Annotated in this window: 14 protein-coding genes; 9 read left to right on the plus strand and 5 right to left on the minus strand. The window is 45.9% G+C overall.

What is annotated here, in order from left to right:
• Positions 1-2: 2 nt before the first annotated feature.
• Entirely contained in the window at positions 3-764 is a 762-nt protein-coding gene (locus BLR32_RS21480; protein ID WP_089834908.1) for a LytR/AlgR family response regulator transcription factor, read from the plus strand.
• Between the two features lie 224 nt (positions 765-988).
• On the opposite strand, the gene BLR32_RS21485 is transcribed toward BLR32_RS21480, so the two are convergent.
• A complete protein-coding gene (locus BLR32_RS21485) occupies positions 989-2,215 on the minus strand; it encodes a 4-hydroxy-3-methylbut-2-enyl diphosphate reductase (protein WP_089835083.1) in 1,227 nt (408 codons plus the stop codon).
• Between the two features lie 47 nt (positions 2,216-2,262).
• Positions 2,263-3,039 (minus strand): rhomboid family intramembrane serine protease, encoded by a 777-nt coding sequence (locus tag BLR32_RS21490; RefSeq protein WP_176842379.1) that lies wholly within the window; start codon positions 3,037-3,039, stop codon positions 2,263-2,265.
• 322 nt (positions 3,040-3,361) lie between these two features.
• Between BLR32_RS21490 and rpsA the strand changes: the two genes are divergently transcribed.
• Positions 3,362-5,257 (plus strand): 30S ribosomal protein S1, encoded by a 1,896-nt coding sequence (rpsA, locus tag BLR32_RS21495; RefSeq protein WP_089834910.1) that lies wholly within the window; start codon positions 3,362-3,364, stop codon positions 5,255-5,257.
• Positions 5,258-5,491: 234 nt separating this feature from the next.
• On the opposite strand, the gene hxpB is transcribed toward rpsA, so the two are convergent.
• Positions 5,492-6,151: a hexitol phosphatase HxpB gene (hxpB, locus tag BLR32_RS21500; RefSeq protein WP_089834911.1), complete on the minus strand. Its 660-nt coding sequence runs from the start codon at positions 6,149-6,151 to the stop codon at positions 5,492-5,494.
• A gap of 510 nt (positions 6,152-6,661) precedes the next feature.
• On the opposite strand from hxpB, the gene BLR32_RS21505 reads away from it, so the two are divergent.
• From BLR32_RS21505 to BLR32_RS21520, 4 genes are all read left to right on the plus strand, one after another.
• Positions 6,662-8,776: a HEPN domain-containing protein gene (locus BLR32_RS21505; RefSeq protein WP_089834912.1), complete on the plus strand. Its 2,115-nt coding sequence runs from the start codon at positions 6,662-6,664 to the stop codon at positions 8,774-8,776.
• 33 nt (positions 8,777-8,809) lie between these two features.
• On the plus strand, positions 8,810-9,586 hold the full coding sequence (gene cobA, locus BLR32_RS21510) for a uroporphyrinogen-III C-methyltransferase (protein ID WP_089835084.1): 777 nt from the start codon (positions 8,810-8,812) through the stop codon (positions 9,584-9,586).
• An 87-nt stretch (positions 9,587-9,673) separates the two neighbouring features.
• On the plus strand, positions 9,674-10,255 hold the full coding sequence (locus BLR32_RS21515; RefSeq protein WP_089834913.1) for a precorrin-2 dehydrogenase/sirohydrochlorin ferrochelatase family protein: 582 nt from the start codon (positions 9,674-9,676) through the stop codon (positions 10,253-10,255).
• Between the two features lie 1,085 nt (positions 10,256-11,340).
• Complete coding sequence (locus BLR32_RS21520; RefSeq protein WP_089834914.1) at positions 11,341-12,009, plus strand: HD domain-containing protein; 669 nt, start codon at positions 11,341-11,343, stop codon at positions 12,007-12,009.
• A 58-nt stretch (positions 12,010-12,067) separates the two neighbouring features.
• Here BLR32_RS21520 and BLR32_RS21525 read toward each other — a convergent pair whose 3' ends face one another.
• The gene (locus BLR32_RS21525; protein ID WP_089834915.1) at positions 12,068-12,583 is read right to left on the minus strand and encodes an acyl-CoA thioesterase; all 516 of its coding nucleotides are present in this window, start codon (positions 12,581-12,583) and stop codon (positions 12,068-12,070) included.
• A 300-nt stretch (positions 12,584-12,883) separates the two neighbouring features.
• On the opposite strand from BLR32_RS21525, the gene BLR32_RS21530 reads away from it, so the two are divergent.
• The 3 genes from BLR32_RS21530 (at position 12,884) to BLR32_RS21540 (ending at position 17,548) form a co-directional block, all read left to right on the plus strand.
• On the plus strand, positions 12,884-14,536 hold the full coding sequence (locus BLR32_RS21530) for a CTP synthase (protein ID WP_089834916.1): 1,653 nt from the start codon (positions 12,884-12,886) through the stop codon (positions 14,534-14,536).
• 117 nt (positions 14,537-14,653) lie between these two features.
• On the plus strand, positions 14,654-16,507 hold the full coding sequence (gene yidC / locus BLR32_RS21535; protein WP_089834917.1) for a membrane protein insertase YidC: 1,854 nt from the start codon (positions 14,654-14,656) through the stop codon (positions 16,505-16,507).
• A gap of 93 nt (positions 16,508-16,600) precedes the next feature.
• Positions 16,601-17,548: a M20/M25/M40 family metallo-hydrolase gene (locus BLR32_RS21540; protein WP_089834918.1), complete on the plus strand. Its 948-nt coding sequence runs from the start codon at positions 16,601-16,603 to the stop codon at positions 17,546-17,548.
• Between the two features lie 69 nt (positions 17,549-17,617).
• Here BLR32_RS21540 and BLR32_RS21545 read toward each other — a convergent pair whose 3' ends face one another.
• A complete protein-coding gene (locus tag BLR32_RS21545; RefSeq protein WP_176842380.1) occupies positions 17,618-20,008 on the minus strand; it encodes a penicillin-binding protein 1A in 2,391 nt (796 codons plus the stop codon).
• Positions 20,009-20,046 lie beyond the last annotated feature (38 nt).

Consider the following 20,046-nt stretch of genomic DNA (forward strand, 5'->3'; position numbering starts at 1 on the left):
GCATGAGCGAAATTAAAGCAATCATCGTTGATGATGAGCAACACTGTATAGATGCTCTTCAGACAATGCTTCAGAAAAAATGCCCGGAAGTGACTGTGCTGGGAGGAGTGAATAGCGTGAAAGAAGCGAAAGACCTGATTACCGAACTGCAGCCGGATGTAGTTTTCCTTGATGTTGAAATGCCTCACCAAAATGGCTTCGAACTGTTGAAGCTGTTTGATAAGATCACTTTTGATGTAATATTTACTACCGCCTATGAGCAATATGCGCTGAAAGCTATCAAGTTTAACGCACTGGACTACCTGCTGAAGCCATTCAGTGTAAAAGAACTGCAGGATGCTGTGCAGAAATGTATCAGTCGCCGTAACGGACAAACGGAAACATCCACATCGCCGCTGGAAGTATTTCTGCAGAATATGAAAACATTGCATCAGACACATAAGAAAATAGCCTTGCCTACCATTAACGGATTGGTATTTATGCCGGTACAGAATATTGTACGTTGTGAATCCACCGGCAACTATACCCGTATCTTTTTTACAGATAAAAAGAACCTGATGGTATCAAGACCCTTGAAAGAATTTGAAGAGCTACTGACAGATGTTGACTTTTTCAGGGTACATAATTCACACCTGATCAATCTGCAGCAGATGCAGTCTTATATACAGGGTGAGGGCGGATTTGCGCTCATGAGTGATGGAACACAGGTGGAAATCTCCCGCAGGCGGAAAGCTGATTTCCTGAAAAAGGCGATGCAGTTCTAACCAGATTTAATCTGTTTTACGCCACTTACAGGAAATAGACCACCGGATAATAAGTCTCTGTTGCACGCTTATCGCCTAACAACTAATTTTGGTTCAGGTTTAAACTTATTACTATATAAAATTTTTTTTCTCTGCATTACTAGCATTGATTAGCCCCAAAGAAAAAAGACACCGCAATGGTGTCTTTTTTACTTTATAATATTTCCGGTGAATGAAAATCAGCCTCAGGCAAAGGTTGCCGCAAGTTCTTCCATTTTATATTCCAGGTCATAAAATGAGAGTAGTTTTCTGATCACTGCTTCTACCAGTGCATCCGGACAGGAGGCGCCGCTTGTCAGCAGGACGGTTACCTGCTCTTTTGCAGGCAGGAAAGAAAGGCTGTGCAGTTCCTGTTTGTGATGAAAATCCCAGTGATATACTTCATTAGCTGCCACCAGTTTCTCATCTGAAGAGATGAAGTAGGTAGGTAGCTTTACTTCACATAATTCTACCAGGTGGGATGTATTGGAGCTGTTATATCCGCCTACCACAATAGCAAGGTCTGCTGATTCCTCTAAAAGGCCGGTTACTGCGCTTTGGTTATCATTGGTAGCATAGCAAAGCGTGTCGCGGGTGTCTGCAAAACGTTCACTCACCTTCTCAGGACTGAGGGCATACCTGTCCATGATCACGTTTTTGATATAGTCGGCGATGGCCTGTGTTTCCGTAGCCAGCATGGTGGTCTGGTTCACAACACCAACGCGCTGAAGGTCGCGTGTTACATCGAAACCTTCTGAGTATTGTCCTTTGAACAGGGAGTAAAACTCGTCGGCCTGTTTTTCTCCGGTAATGAAGGTAGCCAGCAGACGGGCTTCTTCCATATCTTTTACCACTACGGTAGGGGTATTGCTGCGGCTATGGGAGAACGTAGCGCGGGTTTCTTCATGTCCGGGTTTGCCGTGTACGATTACGGTATAGGACTGTTGTCCGATCTGTTCTGCCTTATTCCAGACTCTTTCCACGAAAGGGCAGGTGGTATTATACTGCAGGGGAGCAATGCCCAGAGAGCTTAGTTTGGACTCTATTTCCAGGGTGGTACCAAAGGCAGGGATAATCACAATATCTTCCGGTGTTAGCGCTTCCCAGGGAACCAGCTGTTTGCCGGCGGTATCCATGATGAACTGGACACCTTTGGCCAGCAGGTCGTTATTTACGTGTGGGTTATGGATCATTTCACTCAGCAGGAAGATCCTTTTGCCGGGATTTTCCTCTACTGTTTTAAATGCGATTTCGATGGCATTTTCCACGCCGTAACAAAAGCCAAAGTGGCGGGCCAGCAATATCTTCAGGGGACCAAAATCCAGTACGGTAGGTGTAAAATCCTTCTTCATGCGGTCCTGTTGTTTACGGCGGTTTTTGATAGCCGTAATCAGCGGGCTGCGATATATAATCGGAACGTTAAATGTTTTCATCTTGCCGGCAAAGTTACATATTTTGAATGGCTGGTATACATGGCCGTTTATTCCTGGCTCATTTTCTTCAGCCATGCCTTTTCTTCAGGACTAAGACTGTCCATGCCGTTGTCGTTTATTTTGTCCAGCAGCTGGTCCAGCCGGAGTTGCTTATTCTCCTCCAGACCGGGTTTCACAAGCTTAAGGGGAGACTTTTTAGGCTTAAATGAACGTTTGGGTGTTTCTACCCGCAGACGACGGTTAAACAGCCAGATAAGCGGCTGGCAGATATCCGTACCGTTGTTCAGCAGTTTGATATAGATGAAGCCTGTCACTGCACCGCCCATATGGGCTACAATGCCGCCTACATTTCCCTGGGTAAGGGAGATCAGGTCCAGTATGATCACCACCAGTGCCAGCCATTTAAGACGGATAGAACCGATGAAGAGCAAGCCAATTTCGTAATTGGGTAGTTTGGTGGCGCAGGCTATCAGCAGGGCCATTACAGAGGCTGAAGCGCCGATCATGGGAGCATTTACGCCACCAAAGGCCAGGTTATATACAAGCAGATAGGCAGCCCCTCCCATAATACCTCCCAGCAGGTAAAGCGGCAGTACCCGCTGATTGCCCAGGAAAGACCTGAAAATATTACCGAACCAGTAAAGGTTCAGCATATTGAAGAGTATATGTAAAAATTCCAGATGTGTGAACATGTAGGTCAGTAAGCCCCATGGCTTCCGGAGGAAGGCAAACACATTGGCGTGGAGTGAAAGATTATCAAAAAGAAAACTGGAAAGGAAGTCTGTGGTTGGTGCAATTCTGCCGATCAGATACACAGTTCCCATGACGAGGAAAACAATTATATTCCAGAAAAGAAGATGGTTAATTGTATTTCCTTGTCTAAGCCAATAGCGAATATCAGAGCTGAATGAGGTCCCGTTCATACTTGAAAATTAGTACAAAATCTGCAATCAAAAATCTATTTAGCAGCACATTTTTTTGGAGCAAATGGTACCCGGACGAAGGGGAGGGGAGAAAGGGGGACCAGTGTGTTAAACATGTGAAAATTGCTTATTTTTTAATGATTATTAAGTATCTTTGCCGTCCAATTAAAACTTTCGGGCACAAAATCCGGAAGAATTTATTTACAAAAGGAGGAACCAAATTTTGGCAGAAAACAACATTACTAACGAACAAAACGCTGAACAACAGGTACCTGCAGCAGCAGCTCAGGTAGAAACAGCGACAAAAAAGGCGCCTGTTGTAGAAACCGCTCACGATGACTTCGACTGGAGCGTGGACAAACGCAATGTATCTTCTTACAGCAAAGAAGAGAAAGCGAAGTACGATGAAACGTACGACAACACTTTTAAAGTGATCGAAGAAAACGGCCTGCTCACAGGTACCGTAGTTGGCCTGACCAAAACGGACGTTGTGATCAACATCGGCTTCAAATCTGACGGTCTGATCTCTCTGAACGAATTCCGCGATCTGCAGGGACTGAAAGTAGGTGACGAAGTAGAAGTACTGGTTGTTGAAAAAGAAGACCGCGATGGTAACCTGCACCTGAGCCGTAAACAGGCTCGCCAGCAGCGTGCATGGGAAAAAATCGTGGAAGTTTACAAAACCGGCGAAGTGGTTACTGGTACCGTTACCAGCAAAACCAAAGGCGGCTTGATCGTAGACGTTTATGGTATGGAAACATTCCTGCCAGGTTCTCAGATCGATGTTAAGCCTGTTACCGACTACGACCAGTTTGTAGGCAAAACAATGGAGTTCAAGGTGGTTAAGGTTAACGAGGCTATCAGGAACGCAGTTGTTTCTCACAAAGCGCTTATCGAAAGCGATATCGAACAGCAGAGAGTGGATATTATCTCCAAACTGGAAAAAGGCCAGGTATTGGAAGGTACTATCAAGAATATTACAGATTTCGGCGCATTCATCGACCTCGGTGGTCTGGATGGTCTGCTGTACATCACCGACATCAGCTGGGGACGTATCTCTCATCCAAGCGAAGTACTCCAGATGGATCAGAAGATCAATGTGGTGGTACTGGACTTCGACGACGAGAAAAAACGTATCAGCCTTGGTTACAAACAGCTTACTCCTCACCCATGGGATACCCTGCCTGCACACATCACTGAAGGTGCGCGCGTAAAAGGTAAGGTAGTGAACATCGAAGACTACGGTGCATTCCTGGAAATTCTGCCTGGTGTAGAAGGTCTGGTACACGTATCTGAGATCTCCTGGGCTTCTACTCCTATCAATGCTAAAGAATTCTTCAAATTAGGTGAAGAATACGAAGCAGTGGTAGTGACACTGAGCAAGGACGAGCGTAAGATGAGCCTGTCTATCAAGCAACTGACAGAAGATCCCTGGGCTACTATCGAAACTAAATTCCCGCTGGACAGCCGTCACAAAGGTATCGTGAAGAACATCACTCCTTATGGCGTATTCGTTGAGCTGGAAACTGGTATCGGTGGTATGATCCACATCTCTGACCTGAGCTGGATCAAACGCTTCAACCACCCAAGTGAGTACACTAAAGTGGGTAGCGAGATCGAAGTGGTGATCCTGGGCATTGACAAGGATAACCGTAAACTGAGCCTGGGCCACAAACAGATTGAAGAAGATCCTTGGAACACTTTCGAAACTATCTTCCCGATTGGATCCGTTCATGAAGGTACTGTAGTGAAGAAAGATGAAAAAGGCGCTACTGTTCAACTGCAGTATGGTCTGGAAGCTTACGCTCCTGCCCGTCACCTGCGCACTGAAGATGAGAAACCTATCAGCGTTGAAGATGTGAAGGAATTCATGATCATTGAATTCGACCGCAGCGAAAAACGTATACTGGTATCTCATACAAGAGTGTGGGAACAGGCTAAAAACGAAGAGAAAGAAGCAGTTGCCAAAGAAAAGAGAGCTGATGCTGACAAAACTCGTAAAGCTGTGAAAACCATCCAGAGCAAGGTAGAAAAAGCTACACTGGGCGACCTGGGTGCACTGGCTGAACTGAGAGAGAAGCTGAAGAAGGATGAAGGCGACGAGAAGAAAGGTGAATAAGCTTTTTAGGTAGTTGAAATACATGAAGGGTGTTCCGGTAGCGGGACACCCTTCTTCTTTTTTGTAACCCAGCTAAGTGTCTCGGGGATTGGATAAAATAAAACAGGCAGACGATGACGTCTGCCCGTAGAAGATAATTATGTTAATGCCTGCGGCTTAATCCAACAAGGGATCTGATGTCTAAGTGTTGCCCCCGCCCTTGTTTCCCGGGGGCTTTACCTGAACCTACACAGCTTATGCCTGCAGGCGAGCCAATATCTCATCATTGAACTCCAGCAGGGAATCCAGCTGTACGTCTGCCAGCGCATACCGCTTGTTCTGACGGTTATGTGCCTCAGGCACCACCACTGTTTTCATGCGTGCAGCTTTGGCAGCCGTCATCCCTGTTACCGAATCTTCAAAAGCCAGGCATTCCAGCGGAGCACTACCCAGTTTTTTAGCACAAGCCAGATATACTGCGGGATGGGGCTTGCCATGTGACTCAAATTCTGCCGAAGAAATAGCATGGAATCTGTCCCTGATACCCATGTGATCAACCGCAGATTCTATCAGACGCAGGGGAGAAGAGGAGGCTAATCCTATTTTGAAGTTCTTTTTCGCAAAATAGTCCAGGATATATTCCAGTCCTTCCATTGCTTCACCTTCCGCCAGTATCTTGTTGATAACAGCATCTATTATCTCGTTGGTAACCTGTTGATTATCTTTTCCTTCCCATTTGAAGTAATGCTGCCAGTAATCTACCACCTCTGCTGTACGTAGACCGGTAGTGTGGGTGGTCAGTTCGGGGGTAAGCTCTACCCCAACAGTCGCGAAAACTTCTCTCATCGCTCTTCCCCAAAGTGGCTCAGAATCTATCAATAGCCCGTCCATATCAAAAATCACCGTATTTATCATGCGCTTTTCATTTGTTCTTGCGTCGCAAAGTTAAGGCAGAGACGGAAGAAAGCAATACCGGGCTCTTTCAGCATAAATAATAGTTATCCTGTATAATCATTGGTTATGACAGGGACCTCATACAGGCAGTCTCCTTTCCAGTGCAGGCAGGCATAAGGACAGATTCCTTAAAAATATACCGTTCCGGCCGGCCAGGGAAAGGGTTGCCCCTTGGGGTTTTAGGGGGCAAAATTACTTTTGGAATTCTGGGCTATATTTCTAACTTTGTAATAGTCTACTAAATTAATGGGAAATATAGGAATGAATAGCGTGTTTTTGTATCATGGATGCCATTGCTCCATTGTAATGGTAGCCAGGGAGGCGTAGATGTATAAGGAAATTGATCAATCAGGAATCAAATCAAGATATACAGAGCCTCCGACTTAATGTGCGGGGGCTCTGTGTTTTATAGAAGATAAGGAAGTATAACGTTTTAATATCTGATAATTTACCACCAAGAAAATATTCACTATGCAAAGCTTCAGAACCGAACTGGAAAATCCCGTGGTTGAGAAAGATATCATAGAACTGGAGAAGAAGATCCGCCAATTCCGCGCAGGACAGATCCCGGAAGAGAAATTCCGTAGCCTGCGTCTGGCGAGGGGTATTTATGGCCAGCGTCAGGCCGGAGTACAGATGATCCGCATCAAACTGCCTTATGGTAAGATGACGCTGGAGCAATGGAAACGTATCTCAGACGTATCAGACGAATATTCTACCGGTAACCTGCACCTGACCACCCGTCAGGATATCCAGATCCACTTCGTAAGCCTGGAAAGGACGCCTGAACTGTGGACTAAACTGGATCTGGACGATATCACCATCCGTGAGGCATGTGGTAATACGGTTCGTAACATTACTGCTTCCGACAAGGCAGGTATTGATCCTGAGGAGCCATTTGACGTTACTCCTTATGCAGATGCAGCCTTCAGGTATTTCCTGCGTAATCCTATCTGCCAGGATATGGGCCGTAAATTTAAGATGGCCTTTTCCAGCAGCGACGCTGATACCGCCTGGGCATTTATGCACGATATTGGTGTAATACCTAAGGTGCGCCAGGAAAACGGACAGGAAGTGCGCGGTTTCAAAATACTGGTAGGTGGTGGCCTGGGTGCTCAGCCGTACCTGGCACATGTTGGCCATGAATTCCTGGAAGAAGACCAGCTCATTCCATATATAGAAGCTGTTTTGCGTGTGTTTGACCGTCATGGTGAAAGAGCCAGCCGTCATAAAGCACGTATGAAGTTCCTCATACAGAAAATTGGTTTTGAAGAGTTCCAGCGTCTGGTGGCTGAAGAGCGTATCGCTATTAAATCAAAATCCTTCCATGTAGATGCTGATACCTGGGAAGCTCCGGAACTGCCGGCTGCCGATGCGGTATTGCCTGCATATACCATCAGGGATCCGAAGAAATATGAAGCCTGGAAACAGACGAACGTCTTCCAGCAGCGTCAGGCCGGCTACTATGCTGCCTATGTACGTGTGCCGCTGGGAAACATCAGTTCTGTAATATCCCGTCAGCTGATAGAAGCGCTGAAACCTGCCATAGCCAATGATGTACGTGTAACTGCGAATCAGGGTTTACTGCTGAAATATATCCAGCCTGCGCACCTGCCTTATGTTTTCAGTGCATTGGAAGCAGCAGGTTTTGCTGAACCAGGTTTTGACAGTATTGCAGACATCACCGCTTGTCCTGGTACCGACACCTGTAACCTGGCTATCTCCAGCAGTACAGGTATCTCTACCGCACTGGAACTGGTGATCCAGGAAGAATTTCCTGACCTGGTATACAATAAAGACATTAAGATCAAGATAAGCGGCTGTATGAACTCCTGCGGTCAGCATGGTATTGCCTCCATTGGTTTCCATGGCAGCTCACTGAAAAGCGGTGGTAAAGTATTACCGGCATTACAGGTGCTCCTGGGTGGTGGTATTGTCGGAGATGGTGTAGGCCGTGTTGCAGACAAAGTGATCAAAGTGCCAAGTAAAAGAGGCCCGGATGTACTGCGTTCCCTGCTGAATGACTACGAAGCCAATGGTCAGAAAGACGAGAAGTTCAATGATTACTACGACCGTAAAGGTGAAAAATACTTCTACGATCTCCTGAAACCATTAACAGATCTGAATACACTGATTGATGAAGATTTCGTTGACTGGGGTCAGGGCGACAAATTCGCAACCGCTATTGGTGTGGGTGAGTGTGCCAGCGTGGTAATTGACCTGGTAGCGACCCTGCTGTTTGAAGGTGAGGAAAAGCTGCAATGGAGCCAGGCTGCACTGGACGATAAGCAATATGCAGACAGCATTTACCACTCATACTCCACTTTGGTACAGACTGCGAAAGCACTGTTACTGGGTGAAGGCGTAAGCTGTAATACACAGACAGGTATCATCAACGATTTCGACAAACACTTTGTTGAAACCGGCAAATGGCCACTGGATGGCAGCTTTAAAACACTGGTACTGCAGATCAATCAGAATGAACCTTCTGAAAGCTTTGCAAAACAATATCAGCAACAGGCAGCAGATTTCTACCAACAGGCGCAGTCATACAGACAACAGACAGCAGCAGTTGTAGCGCAATAAACGCTTGCGGTTATCATCTTTTAAATGTACACTATGCAGAACATACATCCGAAATTGACACTGGTGGGTGCGGGCCCGGGAGATCCTGAGCTGATCACTGTGAAAGGCCTGAAAGCCATACAGCAGGCAAGGGTGATCCTTTACGACGCACTTTCCAATAATGAGTTGCTTGAGCATGCGCCCAGCAATTGCCTGAAACGCTTCGTAGGTAAGCGTGCAGGTATGCATATGTACTCCCAGGATGAGATCAACCGCATGATCGTGAAATATGCGCTAACTTATGGCAGTGTGGTACGCCTCAAAGGAGGAGACTCTTTCGTATTCGGCCGCGGACAGGAGGAACTGACCTTCGCCCAGCAATTCAACATTGATACGGAAGTTGTGCCAGGCATTACCAGTGCTATCTCTGTACCCGGTATCAACAGGATACCTGTTACAGCGCGTAATGTGAGTGAAGGATTTTGGGTCCTGACCGGTACCACACAGAGTGGGAGCTTAGCCCGTGACCTGGCGTATGCTGTCCAGGCAGATACTACGGTAGTAGTACTCATGGGGATGGGCAAATTGGAGGAGATTGCAGCAGCATACGTAGCACAGGGGAAAGGCAATGTGCCAGCCGCCATTATCCAGAATGGTACGCTGCCTGACCAGAAGATAGGCATCGGAAATGTAGCAGATCTGAAAGAAATAGCCTTACGCGATAACCTGCGTAACCCGGCAATTATTGTAGTAGGAGAAGTGGTGCGTTTTCATGAAGCTTTCCAGGCCGTACAGGAAAAGATAGCAGAACAACTGAAAATAGCTGTATAACATATAAATTACACGTGATAAATTACAGGAAGTCCGGATGACGGACAAACACGTAATTTATCACGTGTAATCAGTAATCGCACTATCATGGAAGAAAATCATCTTTTCCCGGTATTTTTTAAATTGAATCGCCTGCATGTACTGGTTGTGGGAGGGGGAAATATAGGTCATGAAAAAGTAAATGCCTTGCTGGAAAACTGCCCGCAGGCCAATATCACCGTGGTAGCCACCTGGTTCCAGCCGGAACTGATGGAACTCGTAAAGCATGCACCAAATGTGGAGCTTATCCAGAAGCCATTTTCCTGTGGCGATATGTTGGGAAAAGACCTGGCTATTGCTGCCACCAGCGACAAGGAGTTAAACATGTATATCTGGGAAAAGGCAAAATGCAGCAGGGTTTTGATCAATGTAGCCGATACCCCCGAGTTGTGCGATTTTTATTTAGGGTCTATTGTACAAAAAGGCCACCTCAAGATAGCCATCTCTACCAACGGAAAATCCCCTACCGTTGCTAAACGCCTGAAAGAAGTATTGCAGGAGGTGATCCCGGGCTCTATCAATGATGTACTGGACAAGTTACAGGTGATCAGAGAACGGATTAAAGGCGATTTCACGGAAAAAGTAAAACAATTGAACAGGATCACCGATGTCCTGGTTCGGAAAGATTAACCCGTCGTTTCTTCTTTTTTTATCTCTCCATTAGACAGATTACTCACAAATATTTGGGAGGCATTACCATGTCCGCCCGTCTGAAATATTCAATTTGTTTCAGTTAAAATAGCGTTCCTGTTTCAAGCGCTTTCATCTTCTTTTCAGTACTTTCTTATTGTATTATAAATAAAAATATATTTATATTTTACCGCTAATCATTCTAAAATATGAATAGTGATTCCTATTTTTATAATGAAATAATGATAGATGCTTGTTGTTTTTGAATCGATGTAACGAATATTAGATAAATTATTATTTTAATAATGTGTTTATATCAGGCTATACAGACAGCTTCAAAAATTAGATTTAGCCATTTTTAAACCAGTCAGGAGAACAACTTTGTCCTATGATTATTTGGAGATAGTCTGCTCTGCGCTGTAAAAAACCTTGACATACTGAAAGGGTGTGTCTGAAATTAAACAATTCAGCGGTAAAAGGCGGGGAGAGCTCCGTACTAGGGTCAGCAAGGCTAGTAAAATTTTTTTGACCTCGCAGTCAGGGTTCACATACTTTTCCCCGTCTTGCGCCGCGCCAATATAAAAATATTCCCGCTTCCCTGAAGTATATACCTTACACGTCGGGGCCCAAAAGGGGCCTCGATAAGGTATTTCTCTCCGGAAGCTATGAAAGCTCTTTATAGTTTTATCAACCAGAATTTATATCGCATATAGCGACGAAGCTACTGTCCCCTTTTTTAAGGGGACATTTTAAATCTAAATCGTAATAACCAAACCGCCGTTAAAATTCAATAACAACAGCATGGCTGCATGCACCAAATTGATCCATCGGTATTTAAAGCCATTCAGAAGGAAAGACGAAGAAAATCTTAGTGAAGCAAGATCCCTGATCAGTTCTAAATTGCATGCCGGAATCCAGGGGGGAGAAACCGAAAGTGGGAAGGAGGGCTACAACAATGAGAAATGAGATATCTAAACCAAATTATGCTATGAGCCTCCTTTTCAGTTTCTCCTTTTCTTCGTTTTTCCTGTTATTGTACGCCCCTCATTTTGCCGCAGCCATCAGGAAATAATATCTTTGGCTCTATGAGCCAATACAACGCAGATGCGCAACAATTGATCAATCAGACGGAACAATTTGTAAAAAAAGAACTGGCAGGCGCCGAAGGCGGACATGACTGGTGGCATATTTACCGGGTATGGAAGCTGGCCAAAAAGATCGCTGCCGGTGAGCAGGTAGATCTGCTGGTAGTGGAACTCAGTGCACTGCTACATGACATTGCCGATTCCAAGTTCCATAATGGCGATGAGAATGTAGGCCCACGGAAAGCACGTGCCTATATGGAATCAGCAGGTGTCCCGGAAGCCACTATCCAGCACGTGGTCAATATCATTCTGCATATTTCCTTCAAGGGAGGACACAATAATGGCACTTTCCATTCGCCCGAATTGGCCGTAGTGCAGGATGCTGACCGGCTGGATGCCATTGGTGCCATTGGCATTGCCCGTGCTTTTAATTATGGTGGATTTAAAAACAGGGCCATGTATGACCCGGGTATCGCCCCTGATCTCAATATGACGAAGGAACAGTATAAGAATAGCACTGCCCCGACCATCAATCACTTTTATGAGAAATTACTACTGCTGAAAGATAGAATGAATACCGCAACAGGTCGCCAGATGGCCCGGGAAAGACATGATTTTATGGAAACTTTCCTGGAGAAGTTTTATCAGGAGTGGGAGGGGGAAAGCTGACGGGAGGAAGAATGCTCCCCGGAAACTCAGATGATCCGGGGAGAAGCTGATCAGTTTTTTAAATGAACAATGCCCTCAGTTCTTCTGCATCCTGAGGTTTCATTTTGCCGCTCAGGATCAGACGCAACTGGCGTCTGCGCATGGCGCCTTCATATAATAGTTTTTCTTCTTCAGTATCCGGGATGATCTGGGGAACCTGTCTGGACTTTCCATTGGGGTCCAGTGCTACGAAGGTCATGAAGGCTTCGTTGGACTTATAACGATACTGCTGTACCGGGTCTTCTCCCCATACCCGCAGATGCACTTCCATAGAGGTGGAAAATGCTCTGCTCACCTTCGCTTCAATATGTACTACGTTACCCAGCTTAATCGGGGTCTCAAAAGAAATGTTATCTACAGAAGCAGTTACCACCGGAGCACTGCAATGTTTCATAGTGGCGAGGGCGGCTGCTATGTCCATCCAGTACATAAGGCGGCCCCCCATCAGGTTACCGAAAGTGTTGGTGTCGTTGGGCAGTACCAGTTCCGTCATCTGGATCACGGAATCCTGCGCACGCTTGGGCGTTAATGTCATATGCTGATTTGTTACGGCGCAAAATTAGCAAGAAGTTTCCTGACAGACGCAAGAAATGCAATACCAGAGTGGGATTTCATCGAATATAAAATTATGACCTTCAATTTTCTATAGAAGTGACTTATTATGAAGGTATTATACGTACAGCTGCAACGAAATATGAAAAACCCTTTTGGAGCACTTTAAATTTGTCTTAACTTTGCATGACCTTCGGAAGTTATTTTTACTTGACTGGTTACACCAAAAGTCGTCCGGCGCTTCTCTTTAGGTCAAGTATATTCTACAGAATTTTTAGATTTTATGGCAAAATATATCTTCGTTACGGGAGGTGTGACTTCCTCGTTGGGTAAAGGAATTATAGCTGCTTCGCTGGCGAAATTATTGCAGGCTCGTGGCTTTAGAGTGACTATTCAGAAATTTGATCCGTATATCAACGTGGATCCGGGAACATTAAACCCTTACGAACACGGTGAGTGTTATGTAACTGAAGATGGCGCCGAAACTGACCTCGACCTTGGCCACTACGAACGTTTTCTGAACACGCCTACCTCTCAGGCGAATAACGTGACTACCGGCCGTATTTATCAGACTGTTATTAATAAGGAGCGTGAAGGCGCCTACCTGGGCAAAACTGTACAGGTAGTACCGCATATCACTGACGAGATCAAACGCAGGATCCTGCTGCTGGGTAAAGACGGTAAATATGATATCGTGATTACCGAGCTGGGTGGTACTGTGGGCGATATCGAGTCCCTGCCTTACATTGAGGCAGTTCGTCAGTTGCAATGGGAACTGGATGAGCAGGATTGCCTGGTGGTACACCTGACCCTGATCCCTTACCTGCGTGCGGCTAAGGAATTGAAAACCAAGCCTACGCAACACTCTGTGAAAATGATGAGTGAGAACGGTGTACATCCTGATGTGATCGTATGCCGTACAGAAGAGCCCATGTACAATGACCTGAAAAAGAAAATAGCGTTGTTCTGTAATGTAACAGTAGATGCTGTAATTGAGGCTACCGACATGAGCACTATCTATGAAGTGCCATTGGAAATGCTGCGTGAGAAGCTGGATGTGATCTGTATGAAGAAATTGCACATCCCTATTGAAAGAGAGCCGGATATGACCAAATGGCGCGCTTTCCTGGATAAGCTGAAATATCCGAAATCCAAGGTAACCATCGGTCTGATCGGAAAATATGTGGAACTGCAGGACGCTTATAAATCCATCCTGGAATCATTCATTCACGCAGGTGCCATGAATGAATGTAAAGTGGTGGTACAAAATATTCATTCTGAATTCCTTACACAGGAGAACGTGGCAGAAAAGTTACGTAACCTGGATGGCCTGCTGGTAGCTCCGGGCTTCGGCCATCGTGGTATTGAAGGAAAGATCGTCGCTATACAATATGCCCGTGAGAACAATCTGCCATTCTTTGGTATCTGCCTGGGTATGCAGATGAGCGTTGTGGAATACGCCCGTAACGTAATAGGCTGGAAAGATGCTCACTCTACTGAAATGAATCCCGATACGCCTCATGCCGTGATCGGCCTGATGGAAGAGCAGAAAAAGATCACTGTAAAAGGTGGTACCATGCGTCTGGGCGCCTATACCTGCGAATTAACACCAGGTTCAAGAGCCGCCGGCATTTATGGTAGCACTATCATCAGCGAGCGCCACCGTCACCGTTATGAATTCAACGGTCAGTACCTGGCCGATTTTGAAAAAGCGGGTATGATCCCTTCCGGCCGTAACCCGGAAAGCGGACTGGTGGAAATGGTAGAACTGCCAGACCATCCGTTCTTTGTAGGCTGTCAGTTCCATCCTGAACTGAAAAGTACGGTTGAAGCGCCTGCACCACTGTTCGTGCACTTTATTGCTGCCGCCAAACAGTATGCGGAAGACAAGACCAATAAGGCAAAAGTTGCTGAAGAAAAGATTGCCCACCAATAATGAATATTTATAAGTAACAGGCTTTCAGTGGTAACAACAGGGTATTAACTTTGTTGATTACAACTGAAAGCTTATTGCTTTTACTTACCTTTGCTGCCTAAATTTTAATTGAATTTCATGGACAGAAACTCAGTCATTGGCTTTGTACTACTGGGAGTGTTGTTTGTTGGTTACATTTTTTACAACCAGAAACAGCAGGTTACCGCAAAAAGAGAGAAGGACCGCCAGGATTCCATAGCTAATCTTAACAAGCCGAAACCTGTTGATACCGCTAGTTACACCACCGCAGGCGTGCCAGATTCCACCAAACTTGCCGGTGCATATGGTGCCTTCGCAGGTGCAGCCAATGGAACTCAGCAAACTGCCGTACTGGAGAACAAAGTAGTGAAAATCACTTTCTCCAACCACGGTGGACAGCCTTCACTGGTACAGCTGAAACAATTCAAGGATTTCCAGGGTAAACCGTTGATGCTGGTAAACAGCTCTTTCAACCGCATTTCCCTGCAGGTTCCTGCCAATAACAATACCTTATTAAATACTGCAGACCTGTATTTTACCGGTGGTAATGTACAGCAACTGCCTGATGGTAGCCAGTCTATCGCCTACCGCCTGCCTACTTCCAACCCCGGCCAGTACCTGGAGTATGTATATACCCTGAAACAGGATGGTTACGCTATGGATTTTGATATCCATGCCATCGGTCTGGAAAATGTATTGCCAGCCGGTCAGAAAACACTGAGCCTGCAATGGGATTCCCAGAACGACAAGCAGGAAAAAGACATGCAGAACGAGCGTCTGAACAACCAGGTACATTACCGGAATACAGACGGAAAGCATGACTACTTCACACTGAACCGTACCAGCAATGAAAAGCTGGACACCAGGCTTGAGTGGGTGAGCGTAAAGCAACAGTTCTTCAATACTACTTTCATCGCCAGAAAGGATGCCCGTTTCGCAGGTGCGGAGATCAACACCAAAGTACCTGAGAGCGGTAATATCGTAGGACAAACCTTCGCTACACTGGAGATCCCTTACAATCGTGCACATGATTTCACATTCCCGATAGAGATCTACTACGGTCCTAACCACTATAAGACCCTGAAGTCTTTTGATATTGGTCTGGAAAGCATCATCCCACTGGGCTCCGGTATTTTCGCTTTCGTAAAATATGTGAACAAATGGGTGATCATCCCTGTGTTCAACTTCCTGAGCGGATTTATTGGTAACTACGGTATCATCATCATCCTGCTTACCCTGTTCATCCGTCTGCTGATAGCGCCATTCACTTACCAGAGTTATGTATCTCAGGCTAAAATGAAAGTGCTGAAACCAGAGATCGACGAGCTGAAAGCAAAATATGCCGATGACCAGCAGACATTCGGTATGGAGCAGATGAAGTTATTCAAGAGCGCCGGTGTAAACCCGCTTGGAGGTTGTTTACCAGCCCTCATGCAGTTGCCTATCCTGGTAGCGATGTATAGCTTCTTCCCATCATCCATAGAACTGAGACAGGAAAGCTTCCTCTGGGCAAAAGACCTTTCTGCCTACGATTCTATCCTGGACCTGCCGTTCACAATTCCTTTCTACGGAAATCACGTGAGCTTATTCACACTGCTGATGACCGCTACCAGCTTAATGCTGGCGTTCAATAACCGTGGAATGGCAGATCAGAGCAATCCGGTAATGAAATATATGCCGTATGTATTCCCGGTGATGCTATTGGGTATCTTCAACCGCCTCGCATCAGCGCTGACTTTCTATTACTTCCTGTCCAACGTGATCAGTATTGGTCTGCAGTGGGTGATCCAGAAATTCTTCGTGAATCATGATAAGATCCACGCACAGATCCAGGAGAATAAAAAGAAACCAGCCAGCAAATCAAAATGGCAGGAGAAGCTGGAAGACATGCAGAAACGCCAGGCCGATATGCAGAAACGTCAGCAGGACGCTCAGCAACGCAAAAAACAATAGTATCTGATCTATTCGATATACTATATTAGCAGAAGGCTTCCCACGACGGAAGCCTTCTGTATTTTCAGGAATCATGCATTTAATCTGAACCTTATGAAATATCTATTGTTTCTGGCTACAGCCGCAACTGTTTATTCTACTTCCTACGCACAGGATTACCAACCATCTGAGAGCCGTATACGAAAAACGGCCAGCTATCTGGCATCCAACAAATTAAAAGGCAGGGGTACTAATGAAAAGGGGGGACTCAAAGCAAGTAACTATGTAGCCAGACAATTTAAACAGGCAGGACTCACTCCGGGTAATGGGGGTAGCTACTTTCAGGACTTTACCTTCGACAGGAAAGAACATCATGGCCTGACCAGCAGGAACGTAATCGGCTTCCTGGACAATGGCGCCGCTAAAACCATCATCATCGGCGCCCATTATGATCACCTGGGTACAGCCGCATTGTTTGATGGGAAATATCCCGTGGGACAGATCCATAACGGTGCTGACGACAATGCATCCGGCGTGGCAGGGCTATTGGAACTGGTCCGCTACTTTACAGGGAACGGGCAGAAAGAGCCATTTAATTTCCTGTTCATTTCCTTCGGAGGAGAAGAGATGGGGTTACAGGGCTCGAAGTATTTTACATCTAATCCTACCATCCCGCTGACCAACGTACATTTCATGCTGAATATGGACATGATAGGCCGGTACAATGAAGAACGTGGTATCGGTATCGGCGGTTATGCAACTGCACAGGAATGGCCTGCTGTATTCAAAGACACACAGGAGCCGGGTATCCACTATTTTACCGACGGATCGGGCAAGGGTGCTTCTGATCATCATAACTTCTTTATGCACGAGGTGCCTGTCATCTTCCTGCATACCGGCCCGCATGACGATTATCATAAGCCGACAGACGATATTGAAAAACTGAAAGCCAAAGAAGAAGCATTGATCCTGAAACTGGCCGTACAGCTGATCACTAACGCGATGAAATATCCGGAACTACATTATGTAGGAGAGGAGAAGAAAGAAGAGGAAAAGAAGTAAATCGTTCTGGTATAAATGAAAAGGCGTCCGGTTTTAGACCAGACGCCTTTTCTTATTATGTGTACTTAATTACTGTGGTTTAGTTGGCTGTGCAGGATAAGCTGCTTTAGGGGCAGCAGAAGGAGCTGGTTTATCCTTATTAACTTCCTTCTGTTTTTCCTTTTCTCTTTCTCTTGCCGCCTTATCTGCTTCGGCTTCTGCCTCATTCACATCCATGATATAGTCATTGGCATCTCCATTACCCTGGTCATCAGCTTCTGCCGGTGGTTTGTAGTTTTCTTCAAAGTTCTGGTAGAATTCACTGTTGATAGACTGAGGGATGGCAAAGGTGGCCTTGTCATCTATCTTCAGTGTCTTGTCTGCATATACTTTCTGGAAGAAGTATGCCCAGATCGGAAGGCCTGTATTAGCACCCTGACCATTGGTAGTGGTGCTGAAATGAAGGAAGTTGTTTTCACAACCTACCCAGGCGCCTGCCAGCAGCTGAGGCGTAAAGCCCAGGAACCAGCCATCGGTATTATCGTTGGTAGTACCGGTCTTACCTGCTACTTCACTCTGGATACCATAACGGAAACGCAGACGCGCAGAAGTACCACCGGGACCAGTTACACCCTGCATCATCTTCACCATGGTATAAGATTCATTCTCACTGATCACCTCACGTTTTTCGGGAGCGGTGGTCTGCAGGATATTACCATTTCTGTCTTCTATACGGGTGATGTAGATCGGTTTAGTGATAATACCACGGCCTGGGAACATGGTGTAAGCCTGGAGCATTTCATACAGCGAGATCTCCGGTGTACCCAGTGCAATAGATGGATAAGGCGGGATGTCAGCGCTGAAGCCGATCTTGTTTTTCGCAAAGTCAGCAACCGCCTGTGGGCCTAACTGTTTGATCAGGTAAGCAGATACCAGGTTCAGTGATTTAGCCAGTGCACCAGCCATAGAAATACTACCTCCTACACTACCTTCAGAGTTGCGGCTCAGCGTCCAGTTGTATTTAGGGAATGATACCGGCTCGTTAGGCAGCATGGTGCTGGGAGACATACCATTCATGATGGCAAAGCAATACAGGAATGGTTTAAAGGTAGAACCTACCTGTCTGCGGGTCTTGGCTACGTGGTCGTTCTTGAAATAACGGAAATCAGGACCACCTACCCATGCTTTCACTTCACCACTTTCAGGGTCCATCGCCATAAAGCCTGCCTGTAAGATCGCTCTCATATATTTGATAGAGTCTATCGGCGTCATGATCGTATCCAATTCATTCAGCTCAGGCTCTGTAAAGCTCTTCCAGGCAAACACCTTCATTTTAGTAGGGGTGTTGAAAGCTTTTTTGATGTCTTCATCACTGGCTTCGTCATCCTTCATGGCCTTGTAGCGGTCAGATTCCTTCATGTAACGGTCAATATACGACTGCCAGTTCTTCCACACACTACCGGATTTGATATTGGATTGTGCTGCAAATACTTTCTGCAGATCTTTCAGGTGATGATCTACCGCTTCCTCGGCATACAGCTGCATGCGTGGGTTGATGGTAGTATAGATCTTCAGACCGTCGCGGTACAGGTTATATTCGGAACCATCCGCTTTTTTATGGGTTTTACACCATTCTTTCAGCTCGTCCCGTAATACCTCTCTGAAGTAAGGCGCCAGTCCTTTATTGTGGTCTATCTTATTGTAACGCAGTACGATAGGCTTGCTTTTAGCAGCATTTGCCTCCGCTTCTGTAATAAAGTCGTTCTTCTGCATCAGCTCTATCACCGTATTACGGCGACTTAATGCCATCTGCGGATTACGGCGGGGATTGTACAGATTGGTTCCCTTCAGCATAGCAACCAGGGTAGCTGCTTCCTCAATGGACAGGTGACCTGCATCTTTACTGAAGAAGGTACGGGCACCGTTCTCAATGCCATATACGTTATCGCCGAAAGGCACCGTATTGAGGTAGAGGGTAACGATTTCCTGTTTGGTGAAGTTTCGCTCCAGTCGAACGGCTATCAGCCATTCCTGCATTTTCTGGAAACCTCTTTTTATCATGTTGGAAGCACGCGTCGTACCGGTATTATCAGCCTGCAGGTTCAATGCCAGCTGTTGCGTGATCGTACTGGAACCCCTCTTTTTACCGATTGCCAGGTAAAAAGGAATGGCGATCGTTGCATAAGGGTCTATCCCGGAGTGCTCATAGAACCTTACGTCCTCGGTAGCAATCAGGGCATTGATCACATTCTTGGAAATTTCGTTGTAATCAGAGCTTGACCTGTCCACCTGGTAATATTTACCCAGGATGGTACCATCTTCGGCAATTACTTCAGATGCAAGGGCAGCCCTTGGGTTTTCCAGGGTCTCCATGGATGGCATAGAGCCAATAATGCGGAAATTCACCAGCAGGATCAATAACAGGAAAAACCCAGTCAGTGATAAAACTGTGATCCACAATATTTTAACCGATTTTTTCATACTTGCTTTAAATGTTTGATTTGCGCGGCCAGCATCGC

This window comes from Chitinophaga filiformis (assembly GCF_900102545.1).
Lineage (GTDB): Bacteria > Bacteroidota > Bacteroidia > Chitinophagales > Chitinophagaceae > Chitinophaga > Chitinophaga filiformis.